At 64.0% G+C, this 15503-nt stretch carries 18 protein-coding genes and 1 pseudogene; 4 read left to right on the forward strand and 15 right to left on the reverse strand.

The window, feature by feature from the left end:
• The first annotated feature begins 441 nt into the window (after positions 1 to 441).
• Together APH30_RS00210 and APH30_RS00215 are read left to right on the forward strand one after the other, a co-directional pair.
• Positions 442 to 1974, forward strand: a complete 1533-nt coding sequence (locus APH30_RS00210) for an NCS1 family nucleobase:cation symporter-1 (protein ID WP_054881305.1) — start codon at positions 442 to 444, stop codon at positions 1972 to 1974.
• A gap of 16 nt (positions 1975 to 1990) precedes the next feature.
• Positions 1991 to 2719: an aspartate/glutamate racemase family protein gene (locus tag APH30_RS00215; RefSeq protein WP_054911359.1), complete on the forward strand. Its 729-nt coding sequence runs from the start codon at positions 1991 to 1993 to the stop codon at positions 2717 to 2719.
• A gap of 174 nt (positions 2720 to 2893) precedes the next feature.
• Here the strand turns inward: APH30_RS00215 and APH30_RS00220 are convergent, their stop codons facing one another.
• From APH30_RS00220 to ccmA, 15 genes and pseudogenes are all read right to left on the reverse strand, one after another.
• The gene (locus tag APH30_RS00220) at positions 2894 to 3556 is read right to left on the reverse strand and encodes a hypothetical protein (RefSeq protein WP_054911360.1); all 663 of its coding nucleotides are present in this window, start codon (positions 3554 to 3556) and stop codon (positions 2894 to 2896) included.
• Positions 3557 to 3790: 234 nt separating this feature from the next.
• On the reverse strand, positions 3791 to 4129 hold the full coding sequence (locus APH30_RS00225) for an FKBP-type peptidyl-prolyl cis-trans isomerase (protein WP_054911399.1): 339 nt from the start codon (positions 4127 to 4129) through the stop codon (positions 3791 to 3793).
• 145 nt (positions 4130 to 4274) lie between these two features.
• On the reverse strand, positions 4275 to 4682 hold the full coding sequence (locus tag APH30_RS00230; RefSeq protein ID WP_054911400.1) for a GFA family protein: 408 nt from the start codon (positions 4680 to 4682) through the stop codon (positions 4275 to 4277).
• Between the two features lie 163 nt (positions 4683 to 4845).
• Complete coding sequence (locus APH30_RS00235) at positions 4846 to 5634, reverse strand: PhzF family phenazine biosynthesis protein (RefSeq protein ID WP_054911361.1); 789 nt, start codon at positions 5632 to 5634, stop codon at positions 4846 to 4848.
• A 141-nt stretch (positions 5635 to 5775) separates the two neighbouring features.
• A pseudogene (locus tag APH30_RS00240) lies at positions 5776 to 5928 on the reverse strand (2-hydroxyacid dehydrogenase); the annotation flags it as partial.
• A gap of 120 nt (positions 5929 to 6048) precedes the next feature.
• On the reverse strand, positions 6049 to 6465 hold the full coding sequence (locus APH30_RS00245; RefSeq protein WP_054911363.1) for a hypothetical protein: 417 nt from the start codon (positions 6463 to 6465) through the stop codon (positions 6049 to 6051).
• 12 nt (positions 6466 to 6477) lie between these two features.
• The gene (gene ccmI, locus APH30_RS00250; RefSeq protein WP_054911364.1) at positions 6478 to 7674 is read right to left on the reverse strand and encodes a c-type cytochrome biogenesis protein CcmI; all 1197 of its coding nucleotides are present in this window, start codon (positions 7672 to 7674) and stop codon (positions 6478 to 6480) included.
• The gene (locus APH30_RS00255) at positions 7667 to 8143 is read right to left on the reverse strand and encodes a cytochrome c-type biogenesis protein (RefSeq protein ID WP_054911365.1); all 477 of its coding nucleotides are present in this window, start codon (positions 8141 to 8143) and stop codon (positions 7667 to 7669) included. The genes ccmI and APH30_RS00255 overlap by 8 nt, the downstream gene beginning before the upstream one ends.
• Positions 8140 to 8676 (reverse strand): DsbE family thiol:disulfide interchange protein, encoded by a 537-nt coding sequence (locus APH30_RS00260; RefSeq protein ID WP_009681936.1) that lies wholly within the window; start codon positions 8674 to 8676, stop codon positions 8140 to 8142. Before APH30_RS00260 ends, APH30_RS00255 begins: the two co-directional genes overlap by 4 nt.
• Entirely contained in the window at positions 8673 to 10646 is a 1974-nt protein-coding gene (locus tag APH30_RS00265; RefSeq protein WP_177333700.1) for a heme lyase CcmF/NrfE family subunit, read from the reverse strand. Before APH30_RS00265 ends, APH30_RS00260 begins: the two co-directional genes overlap by 4 nt.
• A gap of 11 nt (positions 10647 to 10657) precedes the next feature.
• Positions 10658 to 11113, reverse strand: a complete 456-nt coding sequence (gene ccmE, locus APH30_RS00270) for a cytochrome c maturation protein CcmE (RefSeq protein ID WP_009681934.1) — start codon at positions 11111 to 11113, stop codon at positions 10658 to 10660.
• Positions 11110 to 11286, reverse strand: coding sequence for a heme exporter protein CcmD (gene ccmD / locus APH30_RS00275; protein WP_009681933.1), 177 nt, complete (start codon positions 11284 to 11286; stop codon positions 11110 to 11112). Before ccmD ends, ccmE begins: the two co-directional genes overlap by 4 nt.
• Positions 11283 to 12050: a heme ABC transporter permease gene (locus APH30_RS00280; RefSeq protein WP_054890110.1), complete on the reverse strand. Its 768-nt coding sequence runs from the start codon at positions 12048 to 12050 to the stop codon at positions 11283 to 11285. Before APH30_RS00280 ends, ccmD begins: the two co-directional genes overlap by 4 nt.
• Positions 12051 to 12096: 46 nt before the next feature.
• Complete coding sequence (ccmB, locus tag APH30_RS00285; protein ID WP_009681931.1) at positions 12097 to 12774, reverse strand: heme exporter protein CcmB; 678 nt, start codon at positions 12772 to 12774, stop codon at positions 12097 to 12099.
• Positions 12762 to 13394: a cytochrome c biogenesis heme-transporting ATPase CcmA gene (gene ccmA / locus APH30_RS00290; protein WP_054904662.1), complete on the reverse strand. Its 633-nt coding sequence runs from the start codon at positions 13392 to 13394 to the stop codon at positions 12762 to 12764. The genes ccmB and ccmA overlap by 13 nt, the downstream gene beginning before the upstream one ends.
• A gap of 183 nt (positions 13395 to 13577) precedes the next feature.
• Here ccmA and APH30_RS00295 point away from each other — a divergent pair, with 183 nt between their 5' ends.
• Together APH30_RS00295 and APH30_RS00300 are read left to right on the forward strand one after the other, a co-directional pair.
• Entirely contained in the window at positions 13578 to 15134 is a 1557-nt protein-coding gene (locus APH30_RS00295) for a flagellar hook-length control protein FliK (RefSeq protein ID WP_054911367.1), read from the forward strand.
• Positions 15131 to 15484, forward strand: coding sequence for an EscU/YscU/HrcU family type III secretion system export apparatus switch protein (locus APH30_RS00300; RefSeq protein WP_054911368.1), 354 nt, complete (start codon positions 15131 to 15133; stop codon positions 15482 to 15484). The genes APH30_RS00295 and APH30_RS00300 overlap by 4 nt, the downstream gene beginning before the upstream one ends.
• Positions 15485 to 15503 lie beyond the last annotated feature (19 nt).

Genomic DNA, 15503 nt, shown 5'->3' on the forward strand with positions numbered 1-15503 from the left:
AAGACTGACTATTTTTTGTACACAAGAATGTCACCTTAAGTGCCATTTTTGTGTGCAGTTCTCCAAGCGGCGCCCCAATACGTTACACCCCCACAACAACTAATTTTGACCATTTGATCAAGTTATTCTGCAAACCAAAAAATAAACTTGTTCAAATGGTCAATTTATAACGCCTGTATTTCAGCTAGTTATCCCACACCTGACTCAATCCTGAAAAAAACACTATCAAGAACTGGATTCTATCTGGCACAGAAATGGCTTTTGTGTGCTTATGTTTTGTATACAACTTAAACAAAACATAAATACACAATAACTTGCGGCGCCGACCCATTACCGGCCGCCGCGCCTACAACCCTGTGATGCCAACGCTGCATCGACGAGATGGCGAGCCCGTGCGCATGCCCGCTCATCGCAGTCCATGTGCATCAGGAGCCCGCCGGAATGAGTAGCAGCCTCGATCTTGCCCCTGAACAATCCGTCGTCAGCACCCACCCCAATTCCACCCTTGCCGGCCAGCATCCCGAACTGGCCCTGAGCCCACGCCTGCATAACCGCGACCTTGCCCCCACGCGAAGCGAAGGCCGGCGTTGGGGTGGCTATAGCATCTTCGCGTTGTGGACCAACGATGTGCACAACATTGCCAACTATTCATTCGCCATGGGCTTGTTCGCCCTCGGCCTCGGTGGCTGGCAAATTCTGTTGTCGTTGGCCATTGGCGCCGCGCTGGTGTACTTCTTCATGAACTTGTCCGGTTACATGGGGCAAAAAACCGGGGTGCCGTTCCCGGTCATCAGCCGCATCGCCTTCGGTATCCATGGTGCACAGCTTCCGGCGCTGATCCGGGCGATCATCGCCATCGCCTGGTTCGGCATTCAGACTTACCTGGCCTCGGTCGTGCTGCGGGTACTGCTTACCGCCGTATGGCCGCACATGGCCGCCTACGACCACGACAGCATTCTTGGCCTGTCGAGCCTGGGCTGGGTGTGTTTCGTGGCGATCTGGCTGGTGCAGCTGGTGATTCTTGCCTACGGCATGGAAATGGTACGCCGCTACGAAGGCTTCGCTGGCCCGGTGATTTTGCTGACCGTGGCAGCGCTGGCGGTGTTCATGTACGCCCAGGCTGACGCGCGTATCGCCTGGTCGGTGGCCGAGCCCCTGACCGGCTACGAGATGTGGCGCAACATCTTCGCCGGCGGCGCCCTGTGGCTGGCGATCTACGGCACCCTGGTGCTGAACTTCTGCGACTTCGCCCGCTCCTCGCCATGCCGCAAGACCATCCGCGTCGGCAATTTCTGGGGGCTGCCGGTGAACATCCTGGTGTTCGCGGTGATCACCGTGGTGCTTTGCGGTGCGCAATTCCAGATCAACGGGCAGGTCATCGACAGCCCCACGCAAATCGTCGCCGCCATTCCCAGCACCCCCTTCCTGGTACTGGGCTGCCTGGCGTTCCTGATCGTCACCGTGGCGGTCAATATCATGGCCAACTTCGTCGCCCCGGCCTTCGTCCTCAGCAACCTGGCGCCGCGCCACCTGAACTTCCGCCGTGCCGGGCTGATCAGCGCCACCGTGGCGGTGCTGATCCTGCCGTGGAACCTGTACAACAGCCCGCTGGTGATCGTGTACTTCCTGTCGGGGCTGGGCGCCCTGCTCGGCCCGCTGTACGGGGTGATCATGTCCGACTACTGGCTGCTGCGCAAAGGCTGCATCAACGTGCCGCAGCTGTACAGCGAAGACCCGGCCGGCGCCTACCACTACAGCAAAGGCATCAACCTGCGCGCCGTGGCCGCGTTCGTGCCGGCCGCACTGCTGGCCATCGTGCTGGCCCTGGTGCCCAACTTCCACAGTGTGGCGCCGTTTTCCTGGCTGATAGGGGCCGGCATCGCCGCCGCACTCTACCTGCTGATCGCGCCGCGCAACCGCCAGTACCACGATGTCAGCGGCGAGTGCATCGCCGTCGACCACAGCAGCCATTAATCAGGGAAGACTGCCCATGCGTATTCTGATCGCCAACGTCAACACCACCGCAGCCATCACCGAGGCCATTGCCGAACAGGCCCGCGCGGTAGCCGCGCCCGGCACTGAGATCGTCGGCCTCACCCCCTGGTTCGGCGCCGAATCGGTGGAAGGCAATTTTGAAAGCTACCTGGCAGCCATTGCGGTGATGGACCGGGTACTGGCCTACGAGGGCCCCTACGACGCCGTGATCCAGGCCGGTTATGGCGAACACGGCCGTGAAGGCCTGCAGGAGCTGCTGAATGTGCCGGTGGTAGACATCACCGATGCCGCTGCCAGCACGGCAATGTACCTGGGCCATGCCTATTCGGTGGTAACGACCCTGGACCGTACCGTACCGCTGATCGAAGACCGCCTGAAGCTTTCTGGCCTGTATGACCGCTGCGCCTCGGTGCGGGCCAGCGGGCTGGCGGTACTGGAGCTGGAAGCCGACCCACAGCGTGCCGTAGAGGCGATTGTGGAGCAGGCCGAACGCGCCGTACGCGAAGACAAGGCCGAGGTGATTTGCCTGGGTTGCGGCGGCATGGCCGGGCTGGACGAGCAGATCCGCCAGCGCACCGGGGTGCCGGTGGTGGATGGGGTGAGTGCGGCGGTGACCATTGCCGAAGCGCTGGTGCGCATGGGGTTGAGTACCTCCAAGGTGCGCACCTATGCCACGCCGCGGGTGAAGAAGGTGGTGGGCTGGCCGATGCGGTTCGGCCGCTAGTCCTTTAGTTGCCAGTACCGGCCTCTTCGCGGGCACGCCCGCTCCCACAGGGCCCCCACAGCCTTCAGGCTTGTGGTTATCTTGTGGGAGCGGGCGTGCCCGCGAAGAGGCCGGCACAGGCCAACACATCACCCGGGCCAACCGCTGCACTGCCACAGCCAAGGACTAAAACCCTCATGTCGGGCAGCTATGCGCTCCGTCATTCAAACCCTGGCGCACGTTACGGCTGAGCAGGGTGGCCTTGCCGTCATGCCAGGTGAGGGTCAGTACGTAAAGGGTGTCAAAGTCATCGCCACTCCAGTCCTCGGTAATCACCCGGTCATCACCCAGAGCCTTGCCGGCCACGGTGTTGATCAGTTCCGGCAGGTAGCCGTGGGACCAGGCGGTGTACACTGTCGCGTTGCGGTATTTGTCGCTCAGCAACTCATCGGCCAGCTCATCGGTGTCGTTGGCGCCGTAGTCGATGTTCACCGGCAGACCGAGGCGGATGGCGCTGGGGGTAATGGTCATCAGCGGGCGGATATAGCTATAGCTTTCGTCCATGCTGCCTTCCTCGACATGCCGCGAAGGGTTGGCGGCAAACACGAAGTCCGCCTTGCCGAAGCGCTCGGGCAGCAGCGTGGCCAGGTCCAGCGCACGGTTGAGGCCCTGGCAGTTCAACTGGCCCAAGCCCTCGCCCGGTTTCTCGGCATGGCGCAGGAACACCAGCGTCTGGGTGCCATCCACCGGTTGCGCGCGGCTTTCGACAGCCTCCAGCGCCAGCGGCACGGCGACAGCTGTAAGCACCAGGCTCAGCAGCAGGTGACGGCGACGGCGGAAGAATGTTGGCAACTTCATCAAGGCAGGCTCGTGTGGCAGAGAAAATCGGGTTACCCGCCACATCGCCCCGGCAATTGCGGGACGCCATCAGTAGTGAATGCCATCCTGGGCAACGAGTGAGGGTCAGAGTGCCCTGAACCCGTTTGGTTCCTCCCTGGAGGTGGATGCCGTTCCCTAGGCAAGGCCTAGACTAGGGGATGGGTGTTGCCGAATTGTGTAAGGCTCAAGAAACTGGCGTTGCAAAACGGCCGCTCAATCATCCCGCGTCAGCACTTCCAGCAACTCGATCTCGAAGGTCAGGGCCGAATTCGGCGGAATCGCCCCCACACTGCGCTCGCCATAGCCCAGGTGCGCCGGTACCAGCAGCTTGCGTTTGCCGCCCACGCGCATGCCCATCAGGCCCTGGTCCCAGCCTTTGATCACTCGGCCGGTGCCGATCACGCACTGGAACGGCTTGCCGCGCGACCAGGACGAATCGAACTCACTGCCATCGGCCAGCCAGCCGGTGTACTGGGTAGTGATCAGGGCGCCTTTGACGGCGGCTTTGCCGTCCCCCTCGACCAGTTCGATGATCTGCAGTTCTTGGCTCACGGGCATACTCCAACGCTTGAAAACAAAGCCGCCCTTTTCTCAGGAATGCACCGGTTTGGCAAGCGCGCGTGGTGTTTCGTGCTGGCGCTTCGACCACAGCACACCGCCCAAATGTTTGCCGAGTGGCTGCTGGCGCAGGCCTGAATCAGCTGTTCTGCTCGAAGACTTCCTGGCCGGTCAGTTCCTTGGTCTGGTTGGCGAAGCAGTACCAGGCGGGTTTCTCTTCGACGAAAATCTGCATGTTGAAATCCCAGTCCTGGTCGCCATCGAGCAGACCGACCGGTATGGCATGGAAGTCGTTGGCCTTGAGCCGGTAGTACAAGTGCGTGCCGCACTGGCCGCAAAAAGCACGCTGTGCCCAGTCGGACGAGTCATAAACGCTGGGTGCACGCCCCTCGATCAGCGGGGGCTTGCTGCAATCGACCACCAGCAGCGGGCCACCGGTCCACTTGCGGCACATGCTGCAATGGCAGGCGCTGATGTGGGTATTGTCGACGGTGACAGTAAGCCGGGTGGCGCCGCACAGGCAGGTGCCGTGTTTTTCCAGGGCCATGGCTGGCTCCTTGAACAGGGGTTGGGCCATGTAGGAGCGGCCTTGTGTCGCGATGGGCTGCAAAGCAGCCCCCGGATTGACGCATCAACGCGAAAATCGAGGGGCCGCGTTGCGGCCCGATCGCGACACAAGGCCGCTCCTACAGGCAGACGGTGTCAGCCTGTTAAATATAGACAGTTCCGCGCAGGTACAACGCCGCCCGCCCGCTGATGATCACCCGGCCATTACCCGGCACTTCACACAGCAACTGCCCTTTGCGCGCCCCGCCCTGCTCGCACGCCAGCACCTGCTTACCCAGCCGCTCGGCCCACACTGGCGCGAGCGAGGTATGCGCCGAACCCGTCACCGGGTCTTCGTTCACACCAACGTTGGGGCCGAACCAGCGGGTGACGAAATCAAAACCACGCCCTGCTGCAGTCACGGCAATGCCGCGCACATCGAAGGCCGACAGTGCAACGAAGTCTGGCTTCAGGGTATCGAGCAGCGATGCGTCATCGATCACCACCACATAGTCGTCACTGCGATACAGCGCCTGCGCCTGGCTCAGGCCCAGCGCTTGCAGCAGGCCCTGCGGCATGTCTTCGGCGAGTGGCTGCTTGGCCGGGAAGTCCATGGCCAACAGGCCGTCCGCACCGCGGCTGACGCGCAGTTCGCCACTGCGGGTATTGAAACGCAGCGCCTGCGCCTGCTCGCCCAGTTGCTCGAACAGTACATAGGCCGAGGCCAAGGTGGCGTGGCCGCACAGATCGACTTCCACGGCCGGGGTGAACCAACGCAGGTCGTAGGTTTCGCCATTGCGCACGAAGTAGGCGGTTTCCGACAGGTTGTTCTCTTCGGCAATGCGTTGCAGTACATCGTCCGGCAGCCAGCTTTGCAGGGGAATCACAGCTGCCGGGTTGCCGCCGAACGGCTCAGCGGAAAAGGCATCGACCTGGAAGATTTCGAGTTGCATGCACACGCTCCTTGTTGCCTGGGCGCTGCCAGGCAGATGTCTGAATAGGGTTACGGGCGTACCGGCGTCAATACCGGCTCACCGGCAAAGAATGCCTGCAGATTGCGCAGCACCAGGGCCTGGGTGTGTTTGGTAACGGCAGGTGAGCACGGCGTCGATTTGATTGGCGTGGCGCCGAATGGCATCAGCCCGCTGTTGGGGTGATGGGGCACGGATCAGGCGGTAACCGGCCTGCTCCAGCAAAGGCAGGTAATCATCGACGGTTTCCGCCAGTACCAGGACTGTCTTGTGCATGCCACCTCCGTTCGCAAAGGGGCATTATGCGGACTCATACTACAGTACAGTCAATCGCTATTTGCGGGTTGAACTGTACTGTACGGGTACCCCGGCGGAGCGGGGGTATTGGCAAAAGCGCTACTGCGCAAATGCACGCCCCAACCCACCTGGCACCCCGCTGCTGTCGGTTTCCTGCCAAGGGCCATTCGGGCTCAGCGACCAGCTCCAACCGTTGTCGAAGCGGTAGTAGGTACGCTGCCGGTAGAACGTGTTGGGTTGTTTATCCAGCACATAGACGCCCAGTTTCGGGTCCCAGTGGCTGGCACCGCCCGGCGGTGGCGCGAAGCTGGCCGAGGTGCGCGGCATCGGCTTGGGAATGGCCGCCGGCTTCCCTGGCTGGGTAGAAGGCTGGGCGCCGGGCAATGGCTTGACCACCGGCCCCTGGGGCGGCACCCGCTCTATCGGCGGCTCGGGGTGCTCGTAGGGCTGCTGCGTCGTACACGCAGACAAACCCAGGGCCAGGGTAATCAGGGTCAGGCGGACGGCGCTGTGCATGGCATTGCTCTCTTACGGATCGGGGCTGTCGATGGTCAGGTGTTGGGTAGCCTGGGTCGCGCTGGACAGGGGGGCACCTTGACCGATCCACTCACCTTGGGTCGGCTGGCCAGCACGCGACACACGTGCCATCAGTTGGACTTCGGCAAAGTCGGACAGTTTCATCTGCGGCATCATCGCGTCCGCATCAGACAACTCCACCTCGATCGGCAGCTGCGCCACTGTCACCCGCTTGGCCGCCAACGGCATCGGTGGGCCATTGCTGGCGCGGGCGAAGATGAACACCGTGTCGTCCGGCTTGACCTTGTCCCGCAACGCCGCCGCCAGTTCCACCCGCACCTTCAGGCGCGCCGCGACCGGCGCGGGTTCGTTCGCCCGCGCCGGCGAGCTGCCCAGGCGCTCGGCAGCGCGGTCGATGCCGCCTTGCAATGCCGCGCGCGATGCATCGCCCTCGGGCAACTGCGCCAGCAAACGCTGCCAGTAATCGATGGCTTGCTGGTAACGCTCGCCTTCGAAAGCGGCGATACCGCGCAGCCCCAGGCTGGTAACTTCGTTGGGGTCGCCCTTCAAGGCTTCGTCGGTGAGGGCCTGCAGCTGTGGGCTCCACTGTTTGTCAGCAGCAAAATACAGGGCTTGCGCCCACTGCCCCAGCAGCTCTGGCTGACGCCCGGCCAGGGCCACGGCACGTTCAAAGGTACGCGCAGCATCTGCCGGGCGCTGCTCGGCCATGTAGGCACGGCCGAGGAAGTACACGGCTTCGGCCGAGTCTGGCTGGGCTTTTACCACACGCTCCAGGCGCGTGGTCATTTCCTCCATCGACTTCGGTGCCTGGGCAAACTCTTGGGTCAGGGCCACCTTGTCGGCTGCGCCGAAATGCAGGTACAACCCCAACGCCAGCACCGGCACCAACACCGCGGCCAGCAGGGGGAATGCCTTGCCCAGGTGGCCTTGGCGCGGGGCGTCAGCGCCCTCGGTGTCGGCCAGCAGCTCACGGGCGGCTTCGTCGCGGCCCTGGGCCAACTGCGCTGCGTCCAGTACCCCGGCAGCCTGCTGCGCAGCCAGTTCGGCGACCCGCTCCTGATACAGGGCCACGTTCAGGGCGGTACGGTCTTCTTCCTGTTGGCGACGACGGCCACGCAGGATCGGAATCAGCAGGAAGCTGAGGGCAGCGAGCAACAACAGGCCCGCGCTAAGCCAGAATTCAATCATGGGTCGGTTCTTTTTCCAGCAGTTTGGCGAGACGCTCGCGTTCTTCAGCAGACAATGCATCGGTGCCTGGCGTGGCACTGCCACGGCGCCGGCGAACGATCAGCGCCAACACCACGAACCCGCCCGCCAGCAGCAGCCCTGGGCCGAACCACAGCAGCCAGGTGCGGCCACTGAGCGCCGGCTTGTAGCGCACGAAATCGCCATAGCGGTCGACCATGAAGTCCACGATCTGCTGGTTGCTCTTGCCCTCGCCCAACATGCGGAAGATCTCCCGGCGCAGGTCGGCAGCGATGGGGGCGTTGGAGTCGGCAATGTCCTGGTTCTGGCACTTCGGGCAGCGCAGTTCCCTGGTCAACGCCTGGTAACGCTGGCGCTCTGCCTCGTCGCGGAACTGGTAGGTATCGATGGCCGCCTTGGCCACGCTGGCCAGGCTCATGCCCAGCAGCACCGCTGCCAGCCAACGCCTCATGGTTTGGCCTCGTCGACCAGGCCCTGGTACAGCGGCGCCAGCTGCTCACGCCACACCGTGGCATCGACGATGCCCACATGCTTGTAGCGGATGATGCCCTTGGCATCGATCAGGAATGTTTCCGGCGCGCCGTACACCCCCAGGTCCAGGCCCAGGCTGCCCTGCTCGTCACGGATGTCCAGCTGGTAGGGGTTGTGGAAATCGGCCAGCCATTTGCGCGCTGCGGCGTTGTCGTCCTTGTAGTTGACCCCGTGAATCACTACGCCCTGCTGCGCCAGCTGGTTCAGGTACGGGTGCTCCACCTTGCACGACGGGCACCAGGTGGCCCACACGTTGACCAGTGCCGGGCGGCCGTGCAGGTCAGCCTCGGTCAGGGTACGGTCGCCCTGGGTCGAGGCCAGGGAAAACGCCGGGAAAGCCTTGCCGATCATTGCCGAGGGCAGCTCGTCGGGCTTGAGGAACAGGCCCTTGTAGAGAAACACCGCCACCAGCAGGAACACTGCCAGGGGCACTACCATGATCCAACGCTTCATGCAGCTGCTCCAGACACGCCCAGGGCTTCACGCACCCGGGTCTTGACCTTGACGCGGTAGCGCCGGTCGAGGGCCGCCAGCAACCCGCCCAGGCCAGTCAACAGACCTCCCAGCCAGATCCAGCGGACATAAGGCTTGATATGCACGCGCACCGCCCAGGCGCCGTTCTCCAGCGGCTCGCCGAGGGCCACGTACAGGTCGCGGGTGAAGCCGGCATCAATGCCGGCTTCGGTCATCATCGACTTCTGCACGGTGTACAGGCGTTTTTCCGGGTGCAGGGTGGTCACAGCCCGGCCATCGCGGCTGACCACGATCGTGCCTTTGTCGGAGATGAAGTTGGGCCCTTCGAAGTGCTTGGCACCTTCGAACAGGAAGTGGTAGCCACCCAACTCGACGCTCTCGCCCGGCGCCATGCGCAGGTCGCGTTCGGCGCTGTTGTTGCTCGACAACACCACGCCCAGCGCGCACACCGCCAGGCCCAGGTGCGCCAGCTGCATGCCCCAGTAACTGCGGCCCAGCCCCGGCAGGCCCTTGACCAGCCCCTTGTGGCGCGTCTTGTCGAGGATGTCACGCAGCCCGCCGAGCACCACCCAGGCAGCCAGGGCGAAGGCAGTCAGCGTCGGCCAGTCGAAGTCATCGACGATCAGGCCGGCCAGCGGTGCAAGGATGGCGCTGCCCACCAGCACCGGGCTCATCATGCTCACCAGCCATTTGCCCGGGGTGTCCTTCCAGCGCACCACCACGCCAATGCTCAACACCACCATCAGCAGCGCCATCAACGGCAGGAACAACGCATTGAAATACGGTGGGCCCACCGACAACTTGGCCCCGGTAAGGGCATCGAGCACCAGGGGGTAAAGGGTGCCGAGCAGGATCATGGATGCCGCCACCACCAGCACCAGGTTGTTGGCCAGCAGCAGTGTTTCCCGCGACCACAGGGCAAAGCCTACCTGGCTTTTGACCACCGGCGCGCGCAGGGCGAACAAGGTCAGCGACCCCCCGACCACGAACAGCAGGAAGATCAGGATGAAAATGCCCCGCGACGGGTCTGCGGCAAACGCGTGCACCGAGGTCAGCACGCCGGAACGCACCAGGAAGGTGCCCAGCAGGCTCAGCGAGAACGCGGCAATCGCCAGGAGCACGGTCCAGCTCTTGAACACCCCGCGCTTTTCGGTCACCGCCAGCGAGTGGATCAGCGCAGTGCCCACCAGCCAGGGCATGAACGAGGCGTTTTCCACCGGGTCCCAGAACCACCAGCCACCCCAGCCCAGTTCATAGTAGGCCCACCATGAGCCCAGGGTAATGCCCACCCCCAGAAACGCCCAGGCGACGATGGTCCATGGCCGCGACCAGCGCGCCCAGGCGGCATCCAGGCGGCCACCGAGCAAGGCGGCGATGGCGAAGGCAAAGGCCACCGAGAAGCCCACGTAGCCCATGTACAGCATGGGCGGGTGCACGATCAGGCCGAAGTCCTGCAGCAGCGGGTTGAGGTCGCGGCCGTCGGTCGGCACCTGCGGCAGCATGCGCTGGAACGGGTTGGAGGTGATGATCAGAAAGCTCAGGAAACCTACGCTGATCATGCCCATCACTGCCAGCACGCGGGCCAGCATCACCTGCGGCAACTGCCGCGAGAACACCGACACGGCAAAGGTCCAGCCACCGAGAATCAGCGCCCACAACAGCAAAGAGCCTTCGTGGGCGCCCCACACGGCGCTGAATTTGTAGTACCACGGCAAGGCGCTGTTGGAGTTGCTGGCCACGTAGGCCACCGAAAAGTTGTCGGTCATGAAGGCGTGGGTCAGGCAGGCGAAGGCGAACGCCAGGAACGCGAACTGCCCCCAGGCCGCAGGCCGTGCCAGGCTCATCCACAGGCTGTCGCCGCGCCAGGCGCCAAGCAGCGGCACGCTGGCCTGCACAGCTGCAAAGCAGATGGCCAGGATCATCGCCAGCTGGCCCAGTTCAGGTATCACCAGTGCGGCGTTCATGGCTTGCTCCCCCCGCCAGCGGCTGCCTGGCCGCTTTCCTTGAGGGCCTTGGTAACCTCGGGCGGCATGTATTTCTCGTCATGCTTGGCCAGCACTTCATCGGCTACCACCACGCCCTGATCATTGAGCTTGCCCAGGGCGACGATGCCCTGCCCTTCGCGGAACAGGTCGGGCAGAATGCCGCGGTAGGTGATTGGCACCGATTTGTTGAAATCGGTGACCACGAAGCGTACGTCCAGCGAGTCGGACGAGCGTTGCACCGAGCCTTTCTCGACCATGCCGCCCGCGCGGATACGGGTGTCCAGCGGCGCTTCGCCATTGGCAATTTGAGTGGGGGTATAGAACAGGTTGATGTTCTGCTGCAGTGCGCTCAAGGCAAAGCCGACGGCAACCCCGACGCCGACCAACAGGCCGGCGATGAGCAACAGGCGTTTCTTGCGCTGCGGATTCACTGGTTGTTCTCCCGGCGCAAACGGCGCGCCTCTTCTTGCAGGTAGCGACGGCGAGCCAGCAGCGGCGCGGCGACATTCAGCGCCAGCACCACTAGGCAGATGCCATAGGCCGACCACACGTACAGGCCGTGGTGGCCCATGGCAAGGAATTCGCCGAAGGTGGCAAAGCTCATGGTGCGGCCCTCCGCCCAAGGCTGTTCAAGACTTCGTCCTTGACCCAACTGGCGCGCGCCTCGCGCTTTAGCACTTCCAGGCGCATGCGCAGCAGCAGCACAGCGCCGAAGAAGCAGTAGAAACCCAGCGCCGTGCACAGCAGCGGCAGCCACATTTCTGCCGGCATCGCCGGTTTTTCGGTGAGGGTGAAGGTGGCGCCCTGGTGCAGCGTGTTCCACCACTCCACCGAGTACTTGATGATCGGGATGTTCACCACGCCGACGATCGCCAGCACCGCACAGGCTTTGGCTGCGCTGTCACGATTACTGATCGCCTGGCCCAGCGCAATAATGCCGAAGTACAGGAACAGCAGGATAAGCATGGACGTAAGTCGGGCATCCCACACCCACCAACTGCCCCAGGTCGGCTTGCCCCAGATGGCACCGGTGACCAGCGCCACCGCGGTCATCCAGGCGCCGATCGGGGCGGCACATTGCAGGGCGACATCGGCCAGCTTCATCTTCCACACCAGCCCCACCACCCCGGCCACGGCCAGCAGCACATAGCAGGACTGCGCCAGCATCGCCGCCGGCACGTGGATATAGATGATGCGGAAGCTGTTGCCTTGCTGGTAGTCCTGGGGGGCGAAGGCCAGGCCCCAGGTGATGCCGACCAGCAGCAGAAGCACGGCGGCAGTGGCCAGCCATGGCAGCATGCGGCCGCTGATGGCATAGAACCATTTCGGGGAGCCCAGCTTGTGGAACCACGTCCAGCTTATTTTCATCAGGGTACATCCAGGGTATTTGCCGGGCTTGAGAGCCCGGGACTCGTTATTCGCCGACGCTGATCTTCAGCCCGGCCGCTATCGCAAAGGGTGCCAGGGTCACGGCCAGGGCGGTGAGGCTGGCGAGCCAGAGCAAATGGCCGGTTGCCGGCATATTCTGCAACGCCGCTTGCAACGCACCACTGCCCAGGATCAATACAGGGATATACAACGGCAAAATCAGCAACGCCAGTAACAAACCACCGCGCTTGAGGCCAACGGTCAGCGCCGCGCCTACCGCACCCAGCAAGCTCAGCACTGGCGTACCCAGCAGCAGTGAAGCAAGCAGCACCGGCAGGCAGTGGCCGGGCAAGCCCAGCATCAAGGCCAGCAGCGGCGCCAACAATACCAGCGCCAGCCCGGAAAAGATCCAGTGCGCCAGCACCTTGGCCAGCACCAGCAGCGCCAGCGGGTGCGGCGACAGCACCCACTGCTCCAGCGAGCCGTCCTCGAAATCACTGCGGAACAGGCCGTCCAGGGACAGCAGCACCGCCAGCAACGCGGCCACCCACACCAGGCCCGGCGACAAGGTTTGCAACAATTGGCTCTCGGGGCCAACCGCCAGCGGGAACAGGGCCACGACGATGGCGAAGAACACCAGCGGGTTGGCCAATTCGGCCGGGCGCCGGAACAACAGGCGCGCTTCACGGCGCAGCAACAGGATGAATACGCTCATGCCGCCCATTGCCCCAGGTTCAGTTCACGGTAACCGCCTGGCTTGCGCGTCAGCGTATGGTGGGTGGTCAGCACGACGGTGCCGCCTTGCTCGCAGTGCGCCGCCAGGTGTGCTTCCAGTTGCGCCACGCCTTGCTTGTCGAGGGCGGTGAACGGCTCATCGAGAATCCACAGCGGCGGCCCGGCCAGGTGCAAGCGGGCCAGGGCCACGCGGCGCTGCTGGCCGGCCGACAGGGTGTGGCAAGGCACGTCTTCGAACCCGCGCAGGCCCACCGCCGCCAGCGCTGCCCAGATAGCGTCGCGGCTGGCCGGTTGATGCAGGGCGCACAGCCAGGTGAGGTTTTCCTCGGCGGTCAGCAGGTCCTTGATGCCGGCGGCATGGCCAATCCATAGCAGGAGGCTGGCCATGGCATGACGCTGCTCAGCCAACGGCTTGCCCCCCAGCAGGATCTGCCCGGCGGTTGGCTGCATCAGCCCGGCCAACAGGCGCAGCAGGCTGGTCTTGCCACTGCCGTTGGGCCCACTGATCTGCAGCATGTCGCCCGCGCCCAGCTCGAAATCGAGTTGCTCGAACAGCAGGCGCCAGTCGCGCTCGCAGGCCAGGCCTGCGGCTTGGAGGTGGAAGGTCACGGTTTCGCCTTATGTGTAGAGGGCCTCAGGTCGGTGTTGCCTGTTTGGCAGGCGAGCCAACCTGAAGCCCGTGTCTCAAGTCGCCCGGTGCGCTGCCGTTATACTGGCAACCACGGGCGGTCGGCATTATTGCACGCGCCGCTGCGCTGCCAAGAGGCCGGGTCCGACAGGTTGTATACAATCATGACTGAAATCAATAGTCTCGGCGCACAAACTGCGCTTGGCAACCAAGCCACCAAGGCGGCCATGACCGGCGAGGTCCTGCGCCTGGTCCAGCCCCAGCCCGGTTTGCTGGCGCCCGGCGAAACCGCGCAAGCCCAAGTGCTGGCGTTGCGTCAGAGCGGCCAGGAGTTCCGGCTGCTCCTGCGGCTGGTCCAGGCCAACGGCGCACAGACCCAGCTGCAGGCCAGCGCCGGCCAACCCCTGGCCCCAGGTAGCCAGGTTACCGTCAGCCAGACCGAAGGCAATCGCCTGGCCATTTTATTGCAGCAGGCCACTGCCAGCCAGGTCGCCACCCTGACCCGCCTGGATACCCGCGAGGTACCTGTCGGCACGCTCCTGCAAGGCAAGGTCCTGACCAACCAGGCATTGGCCCAGGCGCCTGGGCAGGCGCCGGTCTATCGGGCACTGATCAGTTTGCTCAACAGCGCCCAGGCCGGCGCCACCCTGAGCGTCGACAGCCCGCGCCCGCTGGCCGTTGGCAGCCTGCTCAGCGCGCTGGTACAAGGTGATCAGTCACTGCGCTTCGTGCCACTGAGTGGCAGGCAGGACCAACTGAGCATCGCTCAGCAGCTAATGACCCAACAGAACCGCCAGGCCTCGCTGCCCAGCCTGCTCGACGCGCTGCAGCAGCTCACCCGCAGCGCCGATGCCCCTGGCGACCTGCGCGCCAGCGCCGAACGCCTGCTGGCCGGCCTGCCGGACGTACGGCAACTGGCGGACGCCAAAGGCGTGGCACAAGCCCTGAGCAACAGCGGCGCCTTCCTTGAAGCAAAATTGCTGGGGGGCTACCCAGCCGCTGTCGCCACCGACCTCAAGGCCCACCTGCTGCGGCTGGTGGCGCAGGCACCGAACCTGCCGCCCGGCACGCCAAGCCTGGCTCCGGACAGCCTAGCCGTGACCATGCCCGCCGTGGCACGCGGAGCCCTGGGCCTGCTCGAACGGGTCAGCCCCAAGCCACAGCCTGGGGCATTCCCGCTGCCGTCGCGGTTGCTGAACGCGCTGGAAGACGAAGGCGACCTGCAACAGCTGCTGCGCCTGGCCGCAGCGGCCATTTCCCGCCTGCAGAGCCACGCCATGAGCAGCCTGCAACAAAGCGGCACACTGGAAAACGGTAACCTGCAGACCACGTGGCAAACCGAAGTGCCGATTCGCCACGGCCAGGAGTTCATTCCCCTGCAGGTCAAACTGCAGCGCGAAGAAACGCCACGCCAGCAGGCCGATCGTGAACATGAAGCAGCAGACTCGCTGCGAGCCCTTTGGCGTATCGACCTGGCTTTCGACCTGCCCCCGCTGGGCCCCATGCAGGTCCAGGCCCAGTTGAATCAAGGGCAGCTGTCGGGCCAGCTGTGGGCCGAGCGCGAGCCGACCGCGCGCCTGATCGACAGCCAGCTGGGCAGCCTGCGCGAACGCTTGCTTGCCCGCGGCCTGGAGGTCGGCGACCTGGAATGCCGCGCGGGCATCCCACCGCAAGGGCCCCGTACCCGAGTAGAACAACGCTGGGTGGACGAAAACGCATGAACGACCGACAACCCCGCCAGGCCATTGCCTTGAGCTACGATGGCCAGCAGGCGCCGAGCCTGACGGCCAAAGGTGACGACAGCGTAGCCGAGGCCATACTGGCCCTGGCCCGCGAGCACGACGTTCCGATCTATGAAAACGCCGAGCTCGTACGCTTGCTGGCGCGCCTGGAACTGGGCGAGCAGATCCCCGAGGCGCTGTACCTGACCATCGCCGAAATCATCGCCTTTGCCTGGCAACTGCGTGGCAAGGTGCCCGTGGGCTTCGACGACGAACCGCCGGGCGAGCGCGACATTACCCCTGCGCCTTCGCCGATGAACGTGCTGCCAGGGGATGACAGCATTAATTAGCACTTGACCGGTGTGCCCG

This window comes from Pseudomonas sp. NBRC 111127, assembly GCF_001320345.1.
In the GTDB taxonomy this organism is placed as follows: domain Bacteria; phylum Pseudomonadota; class Gammaproteobacteria; order Pseudomonadales; family Pseudomonadaceae; genus Aquipseudomonas; species Aquipseudomonas juntendi.